The sequence below is a fragment of the Pseudomonas sp. GW821-FHT03E01 genome (genome assembly GCF_059420765.1).
In genome coordinates this window covers 613,713-631,591 of sequence record NZ_JBWKUI010000001.1, presented here as the reverse complement: position 1 = coordinate 631,591, position 17,879 = coordinate 613,713, and the positions used below count along the sequence as shown (strand labels likewise).

Sequence of the window (17,879 nt, the reverse complement as noted above, 5' to 3'; positions counted from 1 at the left end):
GGTTTGGGCGCGGGCAAGAAGATTTTAGGGTTGATAGCGCTGTTGCTGATGGCGGCCCTGTGGGGCAGTTATTTTTATGTGTTCAAAGAGAACCGTAACGGCCAGCTCGGGGATGCGTTCGACAGCTACGCCTGGTGCGGCACGCCGCCGGCCAGCGATAGCGGCGGGCAGGGCAAGAATCAACTGTCGCTGCGCATCACCAACAACGTTCGCGGCGAGTTCATGCTCTCGGGGGCGGTTGTCGTTTCCGAGCGAACCTTTGATCGCTACGACCTGGGCCGCAACGAACTGCGGCTGCGCATGGAACCGCTGCAGTGGTCCTACGGCGTTGCGCCGATTTTCATGGAACAGGTCAAGATCAAACCCCTGAGCCGTAACCTGTCTTCGGTCAACAAAAGTGCCTACGCCGAACTTGAGTCCCGGCCCATCGACGTCCAGGGGCGTGCGACCGACTTTCCGTTCGACACCTACCGCTACGGTTACAAACCGGTGTTGTACTACCTCAAGGGTAACGAGCGCGTCGACCTGCGCTTCAAAAACGTCACCACCAGCATGCAGATGTCCAACACCTTTACGCCGATCCAGAAGTACAACCGTGTCGAGTACATCAACGAGAAAAATTCGCTGATCAGTGAGCAGGACTACAAGCCCTACGGCGCCAACGAATGCGCGTTCAGCGTCGAGCGCAAGGGCTCGTTCAAGGTGATTGTGTTGCTGTTGTTGCTGGTGATGTGCCTGCCGCTGCTGCATGTGTTCTATCGCGACGAGCCGGGCATCGACTTTCTCGCGACGCTGGTGAGTATTGGCGCGATCCGGGTGTTCCTGGTGGGGCCGTTGAACGATTTCCAGTTGTACACCATCGACTTCCTGTTCGGCGCGGTGATCATCCTGGTGGGCACGGTATCGTTGATCAAGGCGATGCGGGCCAATAGCCGGCGGGAGTTGGCAGCGAAAAGCGGGTCTTCGTGGTGATTGCCGCGACCGTGGCGAGAGCTGAAAATTGTGATTTTCGATACAAAAACGCCGGGCATTAGCTATACCTGTAACTCTCGTAGGCAATACCGTTGCCGTCCTTCTGACAGGAGTTAAAGCATGAAGCTTGCGTTAATGATGAGCACACTGTGCATCGCCTCTCTCGGGGTGGCGGGTTGCGCCAGCAAAGTCGTCGAGCCAGACCAGTACTCCGGCTTTCTCAAGGACTACAGCCAGCTCAAGGAAGCCAAGTCGCCATCGGGCGCCGTGGTGATGCGCTGGGTCGATCCCAAGCTCAACGTCAACAAATACACCAGTGCCTACATCGAGCCGACTCAGCTCTATCCCAAACCGCAGCCGACAGCGAAAATCCCTCAGACCACGTTGAACGGCATCACCAGCTACTACGATCAAGCGCTCAAGCGCGAACTGGGTAAATCCCTGCCACTGGCCAGCGGCCCCGGCCCAGGCGTTATCGTGGTGCGTGCGGCGATCACCGCCGTCAGCAGCAAGACCGAAAGCCTCAAGCCATATGAAGTGATCCCGATCGCCCTGGTGGCAGCGGCCGTCACCACCGCCAGCGGTGCTCGCGATCAGCAAACCGATCTGGCCACCGAAGCGGTGTTTCTCGACGGCGGCACCAACAAAGTCATCGCCCAGGTGGTGCGCAAGGGCACCGGCAAACCGCTGGAAAACGAAGCTCAGGTGATGAAAGCCGATGACGTGAAAAACGTGATCGATGGCTGGGCTTCGGACATGAATCAGTCGTTTGTAAAATTCAAGTCCAAGTAACGCGGGTTTATTGTTCGCGCAAGATCGTTCCCAGGCATGGGAACGATCAATCCCCTTGGCTATTCCCCCGGGATGTCGGCCGGTATGACAGTGAGCGCAACCGGCGCCGCATGACTTTGCATTGTCTGGGCACCGACACCACAACTTGCGAAAAGCGCCATCAGGCTGAATCCCGCAACGCGAAGCAAACCTTTCATAGACGTTTCCTCATTTTCCGAAGATGACATTCGGTCTGGCCTGCATGAAGGCTTTTTTTACTCTAGCAGGTGGTTGTCGCGTCAACGGGTTTGCTTGTTGAATTGAAGATCCATTCGCGGGCAAACCACGCTCCCACAGGTATTGAGTGAGCCTTGGCTGATTTGCCAACCACAATCTCCTGTGGGCATGGGCTTGCTCGCGAAGAAGGATTGTCAGTCAACATCACTGTTGAATGCTGAGTCGCGCGTAGGTGTGCTTCATTGCTTCTTCGCCTGTGCCCGCACGCGCTCTTCCTGTTCACGCAGTTCCGGGGTGAACTCGGCACCGAAATCTTCGGCCTCGAACACCTGGCGAATCTCGATCTCGGCCTCTGTACCCGGCATCGGGTTGGGGCAGCGCTTGACCCACTCGATCGCTTCCTCTTTCGACTTCACCTGCCACAGCCAGTAGCCGGCGATCAGCTCTTTGGTTTCGGCGAACGGGCCATCGATCACTGTGCGTTTATCTCCCGAGAAGCGCACACGGGCACCTTTACTGCTGGGCTGCAGGCCATCGCAGTCGATGAGGATGCCGGCCTTGGCCAGTTCCTCGTTGTAATTGCCCATTGCGGTCATCAGTTCTTCGCTGGGCATCACGCCGGCCTCGGAATCGGGGCTGGCTTTTACAATGATCATGAATCGCATGGTCTTGTCTCCGTTGAAGTTGAGTGATTCATTGCATAGTCGAATGGGCGTGACTTGAATCGACAACGCACCTAAACAAAAATTGTCCTTTTCGTTTTAGTCGATGTTGTAGAGAACAGATGTATTTTCGACATCCTCCTCGCGATCAAATATTCCTGTGAGACCCATCCAACGACCAACGGAAGGTGCCCCCCAGTTCCGCTTCAGGCACTGGATGTTCAACCTGATCCCGTCGAACTGGACGGTGGTGATCCGGGAGGTCGGCGATACGCATTTCATCGATGAAATGCTCAAGGGGCCGCTGCGCGCCTTTCGTCATGAACATCGGGTGGCGGCGGGAGAGGGCGGTACGCTGTACACCGACCGCGTGACCTATGCGGCGATTGGCGGTGCTTTGACTGAAGGGCTGCTGGTGAATGCCTGCATGCGGCGGATTTTCGCGGCGCGGCACCGCAATATGCTGCGGTTGCTCGGGTAGTGCACGTGCATCCAGCCCTGTGGAATTGCAGGTTTGCCTCTCCCGCCACTCATGACAATTTGTGTTTTTGCATAGGTCCCCGGCTCATTTCGTGGTTAACTTCGGCCTCGTCAAAATTCTCTACATCAACGTTCAGAAGGACTCCGTTCATGGCTCAAGTCACTCTTAAAGGCAACCCGGTTCAAGTCAACGGCCAACTGCCACAAGCCGGTTCCCAGGCGCCAGCCTTTTCCCTGGTTGCCGGCAATCTGTCCGACGTGACCCTGGCGAGCTTCGCCGGCAAGCGCAAAGTGTTGAACATCTTCCCAAGCGTCGACACCCCGACCTGCGCCACCTCCGTGCGCAAGTTCAATGCCCAGGCCAATGACGTGGCCAACACCGTGGTGCTGTGCATCTCGGCTGACCTGCCGTTCGCCCAAGCCCGCTTCTGCGGTGCCGAAGGCCTGGAAAACGTGCAGAACCTGTCGACCCTGCGCGGTGCCGAGTTCAAGGAAAACTACGGCGTGGCCATCGCCGATGGTCCACTCAAAGGCCTGACCGCCCGTGCCGTCGTGGTTCTGGACGAAAACGACAAGGTCCTGCACAGCGAACTGGTCAAGGAAATCGCTGAAGAACCGAACTACGACGCAGCGCTCGCCGTTCTGAAGTAAGCAAAGTTTTACAATTGTTAACGGCCTGGCCCTGTCCAGGCCGTTTTCATTTGTGTCCTAACTTCCTGTTACGTAAGCCAAAGGTAAATTGCCGGTAAAGGCGCTTTGCTTAATACCCGCCAGTGCTTATCGTTCAGCCTCCCGTAGAAAAAAGCGCACGCGCCCAATGGTTGATCATTCCATGCAATCCTCCGCTTCCCGCAATCCTCGTCGCTGGCTGTTCGGCCTGCTTGTCCTGTTGGTCATCGTCGGCCTGTGCTGGAAATTCTGGCCCGCTGGCAGCAGCCCGAAGGAGGGCGCAGGGCAGAAAGCCGTTGCCGGGCATACCGGTCGGTCGGGGGGGATGCGTCCGGGATTCGGCGGGGCGACGGGACCGGTTCCGGTGCGCGTGGCGCCGGTGGTCAAAGGCGATTTTCCGCTGTATTACAAGGCGCTGGGCACGGTCACGGCGCTGAACACCATCAATGTGCGCAGCCGCGTCGGTGGCGAACTGGTCAAGGTCTATTTCGAAGAAGGGCAGATGGTCAAGGCGGGTGACCTGCTGGCCGAGATCGATCCACGTCCTTATCAGAATGCCTTGCTCCAGGCCGAAGGCACCTTGCTGCAGAATCAGGCGCAATTGAAAAACGCCCAGGTCGACGTCGAGCGTTATCGTGGCCTGTACCGCGAAGACAGTATCGCCAAGCAAACCCTGGACACCGCCGAAGCGCTGGTCGCCCAGTATCAGGGTACGGTCAAGACCAATCAGGCGGCGGTCAACGACGCCAAGCTCAATCTGGAATTCACCAAGATCCGCGCTCCGATCACCGGGCGTGTGGGTCTGCGGCAGCTGGACGTCGGCAACCTTGTGGCGGCCAACGACACCACGGCGCTGGTGATCATCACCCAGACCCAACCGATCAGCGTGGCCTTTACCTTGCCGGAAAACAGCCTGGACACCGTGCTGACCCGCTATCGCACCGGCGCCAAGCTGCCCGCCGAAGCCTGGGACCGCGGCGACACCCAATTGCAGGCCACCGGCGTGTTGCAGAGCCTCGATAACCAGATCGACGTCACCACCGGCACCCTGAAATTCAAGGCCCGCTACGAGAACCGCGATCAAGCGCTGTTCCCCAATCAGTTCGTCAACGTGCACCTGCTGGCCGATACCCTTAAAGATGTGGTGCTTGCACCCTCGGCGGCGATCCAGTTCGGCACCAACGGCACATTCGTCTATGCGCTGGACGGCGACAAGAAGGTCACCATCCGCCAGTTGAAAGTCGGCGCCAGTGACGGGGAAAACACCGTGATCACCGAAGGCCTGGCCATCGGTGATCGGGTGGTGCTGGAAGGCACCGACCGCCTGAAGGACGGCAGTGAAGTGGAGGTGGTCAACGACAGCAAGGATGTACCGACCACTCCGACCGAACATCTGCAAGGCAAATCGGCGGCGACCCCAGGCGAGCCGGCGGCCACCGACAAGGCGAAAAAGGGCGGCGCATGAACATCTCGCGGCTGTTCATCCTTCGCCCGGTCGCCACGACCCTGAGCATGCTGGCCATTATTCTGGCCGGGGTGATCGCTTATCGGCTGCTGCCGGTGTCGGCATTGCCTCAGGTCGATTACCCGACCATCCGCGTCATGACGCTCTATCCCGGCGCCAGCCCGGATGTCATGACCAGCGCCGTGACTGCGCCGCTGGAACGTCAGTTCGGCCAGATGCCCGGCCTGACCCAGATGGCCTCGACCAGTTCCGGTGGTGCCTCGGTGCTGACCCTGCGGTTCAGCCTCGACATCAACATGGACGTCGCCGAGCAGCAAGTGCAGGCCGCGATCAACGCCGCGACCAATTTGCTGCCCAAGGATTTGCCAGCGCCGCCGGTGTACAACAAGGTCAACCCGGCGGATACCCCGGTGCTGACCCTGGCCATCACCTCCAAAACCATGCTGCTGCCCAAGCTCAATGACTTGGTCGACACCCGTATGGCACAGAAAATCGCCCAGATCAGCGGCGTCGGCATGGTCACTATTGCCGGCGGTCAGCGTCAGGCGGTGCGGATCAAGGTCAACCCCGAGGCCCTGGCGGCCAACGGCCTGAACCTGTCGGACGTGCGCACCTTGATCGGTGCCTCCAACGTCAACCAGCCCAAGGGCAACTTCGACGGCCCGACCCGGGTGTCGATGCTCGACGCCAACGACCAGCTGACGTCGCCCAAGGACTACGCCAACCTGATTCTGGCCTATAAAAACGGCGCGCCGTTGCGGCTCAAGGACGTGGCACAAATCGTCGATGGCGCCGAGAACGAACGCCTGGCGGCATGGGCCAATGAAAACCAGGCCGTGCTGCTGAACATCCAGCGTCAGCCCGGCGCCAACGTCATCGAGGTGGTCGACCGGATCAAGGCCTTGCTGCCGAGCATCACCGACAACCTGCCGGCCGGCCTCGACGTCACGGTGCTCACCGATCGCACCCAGACCATCCGCGCCTCGGTCACCGACGTGCAACACGAACTGCTGATCGCCATCGCCCTGGTGGTGATGGTCACGTTCCTGTTCCTGCGGCGGGCCAGTGCCACGATCATTCCGTCGGTGGCGGTGCCGCTGTCGTTGATCGGCACCTTCGGCGTGATGTACCTCGCCGGGTTTTCGGTCAACAACCTGACCCTGATGGCGCTGACTATCGCCACCGGTTTCGTGGTGGATGATGCGATCGTCATGCTGGAGAACATTTCCCGCTTCATCGAAGAGGGCGACAGCCCGCTGCAAGCGGCGCTCAAGGGTGCCAAGCAGATCGGCTTCACCCTGATTTCCCTGACCCTGTCGTTGATCGCGGTGCTGATTCCGTTGCTGTTCATGGCCGACGTGGTGGGGCGTTTGTTCCGCGAGTTCGCGATCACGTTGGCGGTGGCGATCCTGATTTCGCTGGTAGTGTCCCTGACCCTGACGCCGATGATGTGCGCGCGGTTGCTCAAGCGTGAGCCCAAGGAAAAAGATCAGGGCTGGTTCTACCGCTCCAGTGGCGCGACCATCGACTGGATGATCGCCGCCTACGGGCGCAAGTTGCAGTGGGTGCTCAAGCATCAGCCGCTGACCTTGCTGGTTGCCATCGGCACGCTGGCATTGACCGTATTCCTGTACATGGTGGTACCCAAGGGTTTCTTCCCGGTGCAGGACACCGGGGTGATCCAGGGGATTTCCGAGGCGCCACAGTCGATTTCCTTCGCGGCGATGAGCGAGCGCCAGCAGGAATTGGCCAAGGTGATTCTGGCTGACCCTGCGGTCGAAAGCCTGTCGTCCTATATTGGCGTCGATGGTGATAACTCGACGCTCAACAGCGGCCGGTTACTGATCAACCTCAAGTCCCACGGCCACCGCAACCTGAGCGCCACCCAAGTCATTGCCCGCTTGCAACCGGAGCTGGACAAGCTGGTCGGCATTCGCCTGTTCATGCAGCCGGTGCAGGACCTGACCATCGAAGATCGGGTCAGCCGTACGCAGTACCAGTTCAGCATGTCGTCGCCGGATGCCGAGTTGCTTGGCTTGTGGAGCGGGCGTCTGGTCGAAGCCCTGGCGCAACGGCCGGAACTGACCGATGTCGCCAGCGATTTGCAGGACAAGGGTTTGCAGGTTTATCTGGTGATCGACCGCGATGCGGCGTCGCGGGTTGGCGTATCGGTGTCGAACATCACTGACGCGCTCTACGACGCCTTCGGCCAGCGGCAGATTTCCACCATTTACACCCAGGCCAGCCAGTACCGCGTGGTGCTGCAATCGCAGTCCGGCGAGAAGATCGGCCCCGATGCGCTGAACCAGATTCACGTCAAGACCACCGATGGCGGGCAAGTGCGCCTGTCCAGCCTGGCGCATGTCGAGGAGCGTCAGGCGCAGCTGGCGATCACCCACATCGGCCAGTTCCCGGCGGTGATGATGTCGTTCAACCTGGCGCCCGGCGTGGCGTTGGGGCATGCGGTGCAGATCATCGATCAGGTGCAGAAAGACATCGGCATGCCGATTGGCGTGCAGACCCAGTTCCAGGGCGCGGCCGAAGCGTTCCAGGCGTCGCTGTCTAGCACCTTGCTGCTGATCCTGGCGGCGGTGGTGACCATGTACATCGTGCTCGGCGTGCTCTACGAGAGCTACATTCACCCGATCACCATCCTCTCGACCTTGCCCTCGGCGGCGGTCGGCGCCTTGCTGGCGTTGCTGTTGAGCGGTAATGACCTAGGGATGATCGCGATCATCGGCATCATCTTGCTGATCGGTATCGTGAAAAAGAACGCGATCATGATGATCGACTTCGCCCTCGAGGCTGAACGTAATCAGGGCATGGACCCGCAGGCTGCGATCTATCAGGCGGCGCTGTTGCGTTTCCGGCCGATTCTGATGACCACCCTGGCGGCGTTGTTCGGCGCGGTGCCGCTGATGCTCGCCACCGGCTCCGGCGCGGAATTGCGCCAGCCGCTGGGTCTGGTAATGGTCGGTGGCTTGCTGGTGAGTCAGGTGCTGACGCTGTTCACCACGCCCGTTATCTACTTGTACTTCGACCGCCTCGGGCGGCGCTGGGGCCGTAAGACCCAGTCCGTGGACCCGGTAGAGCAGCCATGAACCTGTCCGGACCTTTCATCAAGCGCCCGGTCGCGACGATGTTGCTGAGCCTGGCGATCATGCTGCTGGGCGGCGTGAGCTTCGGCCTGTTGCCGGTATCGCCACTGCCGCAGATGGATTTTCCGGTGATCGTGGTTCAGGCCAGTCTGCCTGGTGCGAGCCCGGAGGTCATGGCCTCAACCGTGGCCACGCCGCTGGAGCGTTCCTTCGGCACCATCGCCGGGGTCAACACCATGAGCAGCCGTTCCAGCCAGGGCTCGACCCGGGTGATTCTGCAGTTCGACCTGGACCGCGACATCAACGGCGCGGCGCGGGAAGTGCAGGCGGCGATCAACGCCTCGCGCAACCTGCTGCCCAGCGGGATGCGCAGCATGCCGACCTACAAGAAGGTCAACCCATCGCAAGCGCCGATCATGGTGCTGTCGCTGACCTCGGATGTGTTGGAAAAAGGCCAGCTCTACGATTTGGCCTCGACCATTCTGTCCCAGAGCCTGTCCCAGGTGCAGGGCGTAGGTGAAGTGCAGATCGGCGGCAGTTCGTTGCCGGCGGTGCGCATCGAGCTCGAACCCCAGGCGCTCAACCAGTACGGCGTGGCACTGGACGATGTGCGCACCACCATCGCCAACGCCAACGTGCGCCGGCCCAAGGGCTCGGTCGAAGACGGCCGGCGGCTGTGGCAGGTCCAGGCCAACGATCAGCTGGAAAAGGCCAAGGATTACGAGTCGCTGATCATTCACTACGCGGACGGCGCAGCCTTGCGCCTGAAGGATGTGGCCAAGGTCAGCGACAGCGTCGAGGACCGCTACAACAGCGGGTTCTTCAACGATGACGCGGCAGTCTTGCTGGTGATCAACCGCCAGGCCGGCGCCAACATCATCGAGACGGTCAACGAGATCAAGGCGCAGTTGCCGGCATTGCAGGCAGTGCTGCCGGCCAGCGTCAAGCTGAACCTGGCGATGGACCGTTCGCCGGTGATCAAGGCCACCCTGCACGAAGCGGAAATGACCCTGTTGATTGCCGTGGCGCTGGTGATTCTGGTGGTGTTCCTGTTCCTCGGTAACTTTCGCGCCTCTTTGATTCCGACCCTGGCGGTGCCGGTGTCACTGGTGGGCACGTTTGCGGTGATGTACCTCTACGGCTTCTCCCTGAACAACCTGTCGCTGATGGCGCTGATTCTGGCCACCGGGCTGGTGGTGGACGATGCCATCGTGGTGCTGGAGAACATTTCCCGGCACATCGACAAGGGCGTACCGCCGATGAAGGCCGCGTACCTCGGGGCGCAGGAAGTCGGCTTCACGCTGCTGTCGATGAACGTCTCGCTGGTGGCGGTGTTCCTGTCGATCCTGTTCATGGGCGGGATCATCGAAAGCCTGTTCCGCGAGTTTTCCATCACCCTGGCGGCGGCCATCGTGGTGTCGCTGCTGGTGTCGCTGACGCTGACGCCAATGCTTTGTGCGCGCTGGCTGAAGCCGCATACGCCGGGGCAGGAAAACCGTTTGCAACGCTGGAGCCAGCGGGCCAATGAGTGGATGGTCGGCAAATACGCCACCAGCCTCGACTGGGTGCTGCGTCATCGCCGACTGACCTTGCTCAGTCTGTTCGTGACGATTGGCGTAAACATTGCGCTGTATGTTGTTGTTCCTAAAACCTTTCTTCCCCAGCAAGACACCGGCCAGCTGATCGGTTTCGTGCGTGGCGATAATGGCCTGTCGTTCAGCGTGATGCAGCCGAAGATGGAAACCTTCCGCCGCGCCGTGCTCAAGGACGACGCGGTGCAAAGCGTTGCAGGGTTCATCGGTGGCAACAATGGCACCAATAACGCGTTCATGCTGGTGCGGCTCAAGCCGATCAAGGAACGCAACCTGTCCGCGCAGAAAGTCATCGAGCGTTTGCGCAAGGAAATGCCCAAGGTGCCCGGTGCGCAATTGATGCTGATGGCCGACCAGGACCTGCAATTCGGCGGCGGTCGCGAGCAAACCACCTCGCAGTACTCCTACATCCTGCAAAGTGGCGATCTCGGTGCGTTACGCGAGTGGTATCCGAAAGTCGTTGCCGCCTTCAAGGCCCTGCCTGAGCTGACGGCGATTGACGCCCGTGAAGGCCGTGGCGCCCAGCAAGTGACGCTGATCGTCGATCGCGACCAGGCCAAGCGGCTGGGCGTGGACATGAACATGGTCACGGCGGTGCTGAACAACGCCTATAGCCAGCGGCAGATTTCGACGATCTACGACAGCCTCAACCAGTATCAGGTGGTGATGGAGGTCAATCCGAAATACGCCCAGGACCCAGTCACCCTGAACCAGGTCAAAGTGATCACTGCCGACGGCGCGCGAATTCCGTTGTCGACCATCGCCCACTATGAGAGCAGCCTGGAAAACGATCGGGTCAGCCACGAAGGCCAGTTCGCTTCGGAAAGCATCGCCTTCGACATGGCCGAAGGGGTGACGGTGGAGCAGGGCTCGGCGGCCATCGAGCGGGCGATTGCCAAACTCGGCCTGCCGGAAGACGTGATCGCGAAAATGGCCGGCACCGCCGACGCCTTCGCCGCCGCACAGAAGAGCCAGCCGTGGATGATCCTCGGCGCGCTGGTCGCGGTGTATCTGGTGCTGGGTGTGCTGTATGAAAGCTACATTCATCCGCTGACCATTCTTTCGACCTTGCCATCGGCCGGGGTCGGCGCGCTGCTGTCGATCTATGTGCTGGGCGGTGAGTTCAGCCTGATCTCCTTGTTGGGGCTGTTCCTGTTGATTGGTGTAGTGAAGAAAAACGCCATTCTGATGATCGACCTGGCGCTGCAACTGGAACGGCACCAAGGCCTGGAGCCGCTGGAATCGATCCGCAGCGCCTGCCTGCAACGGCTGCGACCGATTCTGATGACCACCCTGGCGGCGATCCTCGGTGCCTTGCCGCTGCTGCTGAGCCGCGCCGAAGGGGCGGAAATGCGTCAGCCGCTGGGCCTGACCATCATCGGCGGGCTGGTCTTCAGCCAGGTGCTGACCCTTTACACCACCCCGGTGGTTTACCTCTATCTCGACAAACTGCGCCATCGTTTCAACCGCTGGCGTGGGGTGCGTACCGATGCTGCTCTGGAAACTCCGCTATGACTGACCGTTCGCTTCTCAACCTGGCTGCACCGCTGATCACGGCCCGAGGCTCGCGTTTGCTGAGCCTGTCGCTGTGCGTGGCAATGCTCAGTGCCTGCGCCATCGGCCCGGATTACCAGCGCCCGCAAGCCGCCGCACCTGCGCAGTACAAAGAGGCGGCCGGCTGGCGTCAGGCCAACCCCAGCGATTCGTTGGCGCGTGGTGCCTGGTGGGAGCTGTATGGCGATCAGCAGCTCAACGGCCTGATCGAAAAGCTCAACAGCGCCAATCAGACCGTTGCCCAGTCCGAGGCCCAGTACCGTCAGGCCCAGGCCTTGGTGCGCAGTGCCCGTGGGGCGTTTTTTCCGACGGTGGACCTGACCGTCAGCAAGAACCGCTCCAGCCAGGGCACCGGCAGCAGCAGTTCGAGCCTGAGCAGTTCGTCCAGCGGCATCCGTGACACTTACTCGGCACAGGCCGGGGTCAGTTGGGAAGCCGATATCTGGGGCAAATTGCGTCGAGGCCTGGAAGCCGACACGGCCAACGCCCAGGCGAGTTTTGCCGACCTGGCGGCGATGCGCCTGAGCCAGCAATCGGAGCTGGTGCAGAACTACCTGCAATTGCGGGTGATCGATGAGCAGAAACGCCTGCTGGAAGCGACAGTCGAGGCCTATCAGCGCTCGCTGAAAATGACCGAAAACCAGTACCGCGCCGGAGTTTCCGGCAAGGATGCGGTGGCCCAGGCCACCACTCAGCTCAAAACCACCCAGGCGGAGATGGTCGACCTGATCTGGCAGCGCGCGCAGTTCGAGAACGCCATCGCCGTGCTGATCGGCCTGCCGCCGGCCGAATTCAGCCTGGCCGAAACCAAAGACATCCCGGCGTTGCCCCAAGTGCCGCTGAGCCTGCCTTCACAGTTGCTGGAACGCCGTCCGGACATCGCCTCCGCCGAACGCTCGGTGATGGCCGCCAACGCCAACATCGGCGTGGCGAAGGCGGCCTACTACCCGGACCTGACCCTGAGCATGAACGGCGGCTATAGCAGTAGCACTTACGCCAACTGGATCAGCCTGCCGAACCGTTTCTGGTCGGTCGGCCCACAGCTGGCCATGACCCTGTTCGACGGTGGCCAGCGCTCGGCGGAAGTCGATCGCAGTGAAGCGGCCTACGACGAGACTGTCGCCAAATACCGCCAGACCGTGCTCGATGGTTTCCGCGAAGTGGAAAACTATCTGGTGCAGCTCAAGGTGCTGGAAGACGAAGCCGTCGTGCGCCAGGAAGCTCTGGATGCGGCGCGCGAGTCTCTTCGCTTGACCCGGAATCAGTACAAGGCCGGGTTGATTGCCTATCTGGATGTGGTGGTGGTTCAGGCTACGGCGTTGAACAACGAACGCAACGCGCTGAGCCTGTTGCAGAGCCGGCTGATTGCCAGCGTGCAGTTGATTGCCGCGCTGGGCGGTGGGTGGGACGGGCAGCTTCAGGTGAGTGACAAGCAATAACCCCATCCCTGTGGCGAGGGAGCTTGCTCCCGCTCGGCTGCGAAGCAGTCGCAAACCGATTGATGCGTTTTGACTGAATGTACGCGTGAGCATCTTTGGGACGGCTTCGCCGTCCGGCGGGAGCAAGCTCCCTCGCCACAATCATCTTGATGGCCTTTTGATTACTTTGTGAGTGCGTTCGTCCGCGGAATCAGTACAATCGCCGGCTTTGCTCCCCGAGAACAAACACAGTATGGCGGGGGCTGTTGCGAGAAATCCCATGCTCATTGGTAGTTATTCCCTTACGCTGGTTTTCATATCGCTGTGCGTGGCGATACTGGCCTCTTATACCGCGCTTGACCTCACCGGACGCATCGCCACGGCCAAGGGCCGAGCGGTGCATTTATGGACGGCGGGCGGCGCTTTTGCGATGGGCATCGGCGTGTGGTCGATGCATTTCATCGGCATGCTTGCGTTCACATTGCCGATCGACCTGGGCTACGACACCACCCTCACGGCACTGTCGCTGTTGATCGCGGTGCTGTCTTGCGGCTTTGCCCTTTGGCTGGTCAGTCAGCCACGGCTGCCGGCCTGGCAACTGGCGTTCGGCGCGCTGATCATGGGCGCGGGTATCAGTGCCATGCATTACACCGGCATGGCCGCCATGCGCATGCAGCCGGGCATCGATTACGACCCGACTCTGTTTGGCGCGTCGTTGCTGATTGCCGTCGGCGCGTCGGGCGCGGCGTTATGGATCGCTTTCCGCCTGCGCCAGCACACGCCGCATGTTCGCCTGTTCCGTGCGGGTGCTGCAGTCATCATGGGCATTGCCATCGTCGGCATGCACTACACCGGCATGGCCGCGGCGCGCTTTGCCGCCGGCAGTTTCTGTGGTGCGGCGGTCAGTGGTTTGAACGGCAAGGGGCTGGACAGCCTGGTGCTGATCACCACCTTGGCGATATTGAGCATCGCCTTGCTGACGTCGATCCTCGATGCCCGCCTGGAGGCTCGCACCGCGGACCTCGCCCACTCGCTGACCGTGGCCAACCGTGAACTCACTCAACTGGCCTTGCACGACACCCTGACCGGTTTGCCCAACCGCATGTTGCTGGCCGACCGTATCGATCAGGCCATATCGAAAGTGCAGGAGCAGGGCAGCTGTTTTGCGTTGATGTTCATTGATCTGGACGGCTTCAAACCGGTCAACGATGCGTTCGGCCATCACATGGGCGACCAGCTGTTGCGTGAAGTTGCACTGCGCCTGCGCGAAGACCTGCGTAGCCAGGACACCCTGGCGCGGATCGGCGGCGACGAGTTCGTGTTGCTGGTGCGCCTGAACGAGCCGAACGATGCGCTGAGCCTGGCGGAGCGTCAGGTCGGGTTGATTGCGCGCTCGTTCCGGGTCGCCGAACATGACTTGCAGATTTCCGCCAGTGTCGGCATCGCGCTCTATCCAGGCAACGGTCAGACGGCCGATGAGTTGCTGATGAACGCCGATGCCGCGATGTACCACGCCAAAGGCGCCGGGAAAAACGGTCATCGCTTCTTCGACGCCTCGATGAACAGCAACGCGCGCAAACAGCTGCAATTGCTCCAGGACTTGCGCAGTGCCGTCGATCAGCAACAGTTCAAGCTTTATTACCAGCCCAAATTCGACGCCGGTCATGGCCGGCCAGTGGGCGCCGAGGCGTTGCTGCGCTGGGAGCATCCGACCCTGGGCCTGCTGCAGCCGGACACGTTCATTGACCTTGCGGAGAAGACCGGGCTGATCATTCCGATTGGCGAGTGGGTGCTCAACGAGGCCTGCCGGCAGATGCGCGAGTGGTACGTGCTCGGTTACACCGATTGGCGTATCGCGGTGAACCTCTCGGCCTTGCAATTCTGCCACGCGGGGCTGGTGCAGAGCGTTGCCAAGGCCCTGGCCACCCATCATCTGCCGGCCAACAGCCTGACCCTGGAAATCACCGAAACCACCGCCATGAGCGACGCCGATGCGAGCATGACGGTGTTGCAGGAGCTGTCGGAAATGGGCGTCGATCTGTCCATCGATGACTTCGGTACCGGCTATTCGAGCTTGATGTACCTCAAGCGCCTGCCGGCCAATGAACTGAAGATCGACCGGGGTTTCGTCCGCGATCTGGAGCACGACAGCGACGACGCGGCCATTGTCTCGGCCATCGTCGCCCTTGGCCAGGCGCTGGGCCTGCGGATCGTCGCCGAAGGGGTGGAAACCGGTGTCCAGCAAGACTTCCTGACCCAGCTGGGCTGCGACTCGTTGCAGGGCTACCTGCTCGGGCACCCGCTACCGGCCGATCGCTTCATGGTCGACATACACCGCGGGGAGCAATCGGCTACCGGCTGACGGACCCCTGAACTGATGGTGAATACCTGTGGCGAGGGAGCTTGCTCCCGCTGGGCAGCGAAGCGGCCCCCTCATTTCTTCAGACCTACCAGGTTGCCTGAATTTACGACTGCTTCGCAGCCGAACGGGAGCAAGCTCCCTCGCCACAGGTTTGTCATCACAGGGTTGATGCAGGTCCATGCAAAACCGCGCAATGGCGGTTATTCTTGGCCCCGACTGCTTACGCTAGGAACGGGGGAAAGCCAGCATGGACAAAGTTATCGTCATCACCGGCGGCAGCCGTGGAATCGGCGCCGCCACGGCCCTGTTGGCCGCCGAACAAGGTTATCGGATCTGCATCAATTATCAGTCCGACGAACAGGCGGCGCTCAGTGTGCTGGAGCAAGTCCGCGCACGCGGTGCCCAAGCCATCGCCGTGCGTGCCGACGTCAGCATCGAAGACGAAGTGATCGCTCTGTTTCATCGGGTGGACACCGAACTGGGTCGGGTCACCGCGCTGGTGAACAACGCAGGCACCGTCGGGCAAAAGTCGCGGATCGACGAAATGTCGGAATTCCGCATTCTGAAAATCCTCAAGACCAACGTTCTGGCGCCGATCCTCTGCGCCAAACACGCGATTTTGCGCATGTCGCCCAAACACGGCGGGCAGGGCGGCAGCATCGTCAACGTCTCCTCGGTCGCCTCGCGTTTGGGTTCACCCAACGAGTACGTGGATTACGCCGCGTCCAAGGGGGCGCTGGACACCTTCACCATCGGCCTGTCCAAGGAAGTGGCGGGCGAGGGGATTCGCGTCAATGCGGTGCGTCCGGGTTACATCTACACCGATTTCCATGCATTGAGCGGCGATCCGGACCGGGTCAGCAAACTTGAGTCGGCGATTCCGATGGCCCGCGGTGGGCGGCCGGATGAAGTGGCGGAGGCGATTGTGTGGTTGTTGTCGGATAAGGCGTCGTATGCGACCGGGACTTTCGTCGATCTTGGTGGTGGGCGGTAAAGATCAGAAGCAAGATCAAAAGATCGCAGCCTTCGGCAGCTCCCACGCGCCTGTGGGCGCCGCGATCTTTTGCTGTTAAAAGGACCTGACAATCCGCCCCAACGTCTCCATCGCCTTCTCCGAATCCTCGGTCCACGGGCTGCCATAATTCAACCGAATACAATTCCTGAACCGCTGGGTCGGTGAAAAAATCGGCCCCGGTGCAATGCTGATCCCCTGCGCCAATGCCATCTGAAACAACTTCAACGAATCCATCTGCGGTGGCAGTTCCAGCCACAGGAAGTAACCGCCGGCCGGTTGGCTGACGCGGGTCTGGGCCGGGAAGTAGCGGGCGATGGCGGCGAGCATCGCACTTTGCTGTTCTTCCAGGGCGTAACGCAGTTTGCGCAGGTGCCGGTCGTAGCCGCCGTGTTGCAGGTAATCGGCGATGGCGGCCTGGGCGGGCATCGAAGCGCACAGCGAGGTCATGAGTTTCAGCCGTTCGATTTTCTGCGCATAGCGCCCGGCGGCGACCCAGCCGATGCGGTAACCGGGGGCCAGGCTCTTGGCGAACGAACCGCAATGCATCACCAGCCCTTCGGTGTCGAACGCCTTGGCCGGTTTCGGCGCCTGTTGGCCGTAATAGAGCTCGGCGTAAACGTCATCCTCGATCAGCGGCACCTGATGGCTGCGCAACAACTCCACCAGTTCCTGTTTCTTCGCCTCGGGCATGGTCGCGCCCATGGGGTTCTGGAAACTGGTCATGCACCAGCACGCCTTGATCGGGTGCCGTTCCAGGGTCTGGGCGAGTACGCCGAGGTCGATGCCGTCTCGCGGGTGGACGGGGATTTCCACGGCTTTGAGCTTCAGCCGTTCCAGCACTTGCAGGCTGGCGTAAAAGGCCGGGGCTTCGATGGCCACCAGATCGCCAGGCTCGGTGACGGCTTGCAGGCACAGGTTCAGCGCTTCCAGCGCACCGTTGGTGATCAGCAGTTCCTCCATCGGCAGCATCAGCCCGCCGACCATGTAGCGCAGGGCGATTTGCCGACGCAGTTGCGGGTTGCCCGGCGACATGTCGGTGACCACCATGCGCGGGTCCATCTCCCGGGAAGCACTGGCCAGCGAGCGGGACAAGCGCTGCAGCGGGAACAGCATGGGGCTGGGGAAGGCCGACCCGAAGGGCACGGTGGTGGGGTCCTTGATCGAGTCCAGCACTGAGAACACCAGTTCGCTGACGTCGACTTCGGTGGACTCGTTGACCTGGCTGCTGATCACCGGCTCCGAGAACGGGCTTGGTGCATGCGCATTGACGAAGTAGCCGGAACGCGGTCGCGCGCGGATCAGGCCGCGACGTTCGAGCAGGTAATAGGCCTGGAACACTGTGGACGGGCTGACGCCGTAGGTCTGGCTGGCGTAGCGCACCGACGGCACCCGATGGCCGGGGCCAAGTACGCCGGAGCGGATCAGTTCAGCGATATCGTCGGCGAATTTTTCGTAGCGTTTCATCGAGTGCCCGGTTAGTGAGTTGTGCATTTTGTGGCGAGGGGGCTTGCCCCCGTTGGGTCGCGAAGCGGCCCCCTACATTTTTCAGACATACCGAGTTGTCTGGTTTTGCGACTGCTTCGC

The 17,879-nt window shown here is 61.0% G+C and carries 11 protein-coding genes and 1 pseudogene; 10 read left to right on the top strand and 2 right to left on the bottom strand.

Annotation, left to right across the window (positions count from 1 at the left end; genetic code table 11):
* Window positions 1-3: 3 nt before the first annotated feature.
* Window positions 4-972, top strand: coding sequence for a hypothetical protein (locus AC07VO_RS02795; RefSeq protein ID WP_192350690.1), 969 nt, complete (start codon window positions 4-6; stop codon window positions 970-972).
* 120 nt (window positions 973-1,092) lie between these two features.
* Complete coding sequence (locus tag AC07VO_RS02790; protein ID WP_019650018.1) at window positions 1,093-1,764, top strand: DUF3313 domain-containing protein; 672 nt, start codon at window positions 1,093-1,095, stop codon at window positions 1,762-1,764.
* Between the two features lie 455 nt (window positions 1,765-2,219).
* Here AC07VO_RS02790 and AC07VO_RS02785 read toward each other — a convergent pair whose 3' ends face one another.
* Window positions 2,220-2,645: a YciI family protein gene (locus tag AC07VO_RS02785; RefSeq protein ID WP_192350688.1), complete on the bottom strand. Its 426-nt coding sequence runs from the start codon at window positions 2,643-2,645 to the stop codon at window positions 2,220-2,222.
* 181 nt (window positions 2,646-2,826) lie between these two features.
* Between AC07VO_RS02785 and AC07VO_RS02780 the strand changes: the two are divergent.
* From AC07VO_RS02780 to AC07VO_RS02745, 8 genes and pseudogenes are all read left to right on the top strand, one after another.
* A pseudogene (locus AC07VO_RS02780) lies at window positions 2,827-3,123 on the top strand (polyketide cyclase); the annotation flags it as partial.
* A 149-nt stretch (window positions 3,124-3,272) separates the two neighbouring features.
* Window positions 3,273-3,773: a thiol peroxidase gene (gene tpx / locus AC07VO_RS02775; protein ID WP_018926141.1), complete on the top strand. Its 501-nt coding sequence runs from the start codon at window positions 3,273-3,275 to the stop codon at window positions 3,771-3,773.
* Between the two features lie 166 nt (window positions 3,774-3,939).
* Window positions 3,940-5,256, top strand: coding sequence for an MdtA/MuxA family multidrug efflux RND transporter periplasmic adaptor subunit (locus AC07VO_RS02770; protein WP_019020895.1), 1,317 nt, complete (start codon window positions 3,940-3,942; stop codon window positions 5,254-5,256).
* Window positions 5,253-8,357 (top strand): MdtB/MuxB family multidrug efflux RND transporter permease subunit, encoded by a 3,105-nt coding sequence (locus AC07VO_RS02765; RefSeq protein ID WP_192350686.1) that lies wholly within the window; start codon window positions 5,253-5,255, stop codon window positions 8,355-8,357. The genes AC07VO_RS02770 and AC07VO_RS02765 overlap by 4 nt, the downstream gene beginning before the upstream one ends.
* A complete protein-coding gene (locus AC07VO_RS02760) occupies window positions 8,354-11,461 on the top strand; it encodes an efflux RND transporter permease subunit (RefSeq protein WP_192350684.1) in 3,108 nt (1,035 codons plus the stop codon). The genes AC07VO_RS02765 and AC07VO_RS02760 overlap by 4 nt, the downstream gene beginning before the upstream one ends.
* Complete coding sequence (locus AC07VO_RS02755) at window positions 11,458-12,939, top strand: efflux transporter outer membrane subunit (protein WP_192350682.1); 1,482 nt, start codon at window positions 11,458-11,460, stop codon at window positions 12,937-12,939. Before AC07VO_RS02760 ends, AC07VO_RS02755 begins: the two co-directional genes overlap by 4 nt.
* A 259-nt stretch (window positions 12,940-13,198) precedes the next feature.
* Complete coding sequence (locus tag AC07VO_RS02750; protein WP_192350680.1) at window positions 13,199-15,280, top strand: putative bifunctional diguanylate cyclase/phosphodiesterase; 2,082 nt, start codon at window positions 13,199-13,201, stop codon at window positions 15,278-15,280.
* 247 nt (window positions 15,281-15,527) lie between these two features.
* Window positions 15,528-16,274 carry an SDR family oxidoreductase gene (locus AC07VO_RS02745; RefSeq protein WP_018926135.1) on the top strand — a complete coding sequence of 249 codons (747 nt, stop codon included), beginning with the start codon at window positions 15,528-15,530 and terminating at the stop codon, window positions 16,272-16,274.
* A 75-nt stretch (window positions 16,275-16,349) separates the two neighbouring features.
* Here the strand turns inward: AC07VO_RS02745 and mapR are convergent, their stop codons facing one another.
* A complete protein-coding gene (gene mapR, locus AC07VO_RS02740) occupies window positions 16,350-17,759 on the bottom strand; it encodes a GntR family transcriptional regulator MpaR (protein WP_192350678.1) in 1,410 nt (469 codons plus the stop codon).
* Window positions 17,760-17,879 lie beyond the last annotated feature (120 nt).

Excerpts from the sequence above, each read along its gene's own strand:
- AC07VO_RS02750 (WP_192350680.1), top strand. The coding sequence starts at position 13,199 with ATGCTCATTGGTAGTTATTCCCTTACGCTGGTTTTCATATCGCTGTGC.
- tpx (WP_018926141.1), top strand. The coding sequence starts at position 3,273 with ATGGCTCAAGTCACTCTTAAAGGCAACCCGGTTCAAGTCAACGGCCAA.
- AC07VO_RS02765 (WP_192350686.1), top strand. The coding sequence starts at position 5,253 with ATGAACATCTCGCGGCTGTTCATCCTTCGCCCGGTCGCCACGACCCTG.
- AC07VO_RS02745 (WP_018926135.1), top strand. The coding sequence starts at position 15,528 with ATGGACAAAGTTATCGTCATCACCGGCGGCAGCCGTGGAATCGGCGCC.
- AC07VO_RS02790 (WP_019650018.1), top strand. The coding sequence starts at position 1,093 with ATGAAGCTTGCGTTAATGATGAGCACACTGTGCATCGCCTCTCTCGGG.
- AC07VO_RS02785 (WP_192350688.1), bottom strand. The coding sequence starts at position 2,645 with ATGCGATTCATGATCATTGTAAAAGCCAGCCCCGATTCCGAGGCCGGC.
- mapR (WP_192350678.1), bottom strand. The coding sequence starts at position 17,759 with ATGAAACGCTACGAAAAATTCGCCGACGATATCGCTGAACTGATCCGC.
- AC07VO_RS02770 (WP_019020895.1), top strand. The coding sequence starts at position 3,940 with ATGGTTGATCATTCCATGCAATCCTCCGCTTCCCGCAATCCTCGTCGC.
- AC07VO_RS02760 (WP_192350684.1), top strand. The coding sequence starts at position 8,354 with ATGAACCTGTCCGGACCTTTCATCAAGCGCCCGGTCGCGACGATGTTG.
- AC07VO_RS02755 (WP_192350682.1), top strand. The coding sequence starts at position 11,458 with ATGACTGACCGTTCGCTTCTCAACCTGGCTGCACCGCTGATCACGGCC.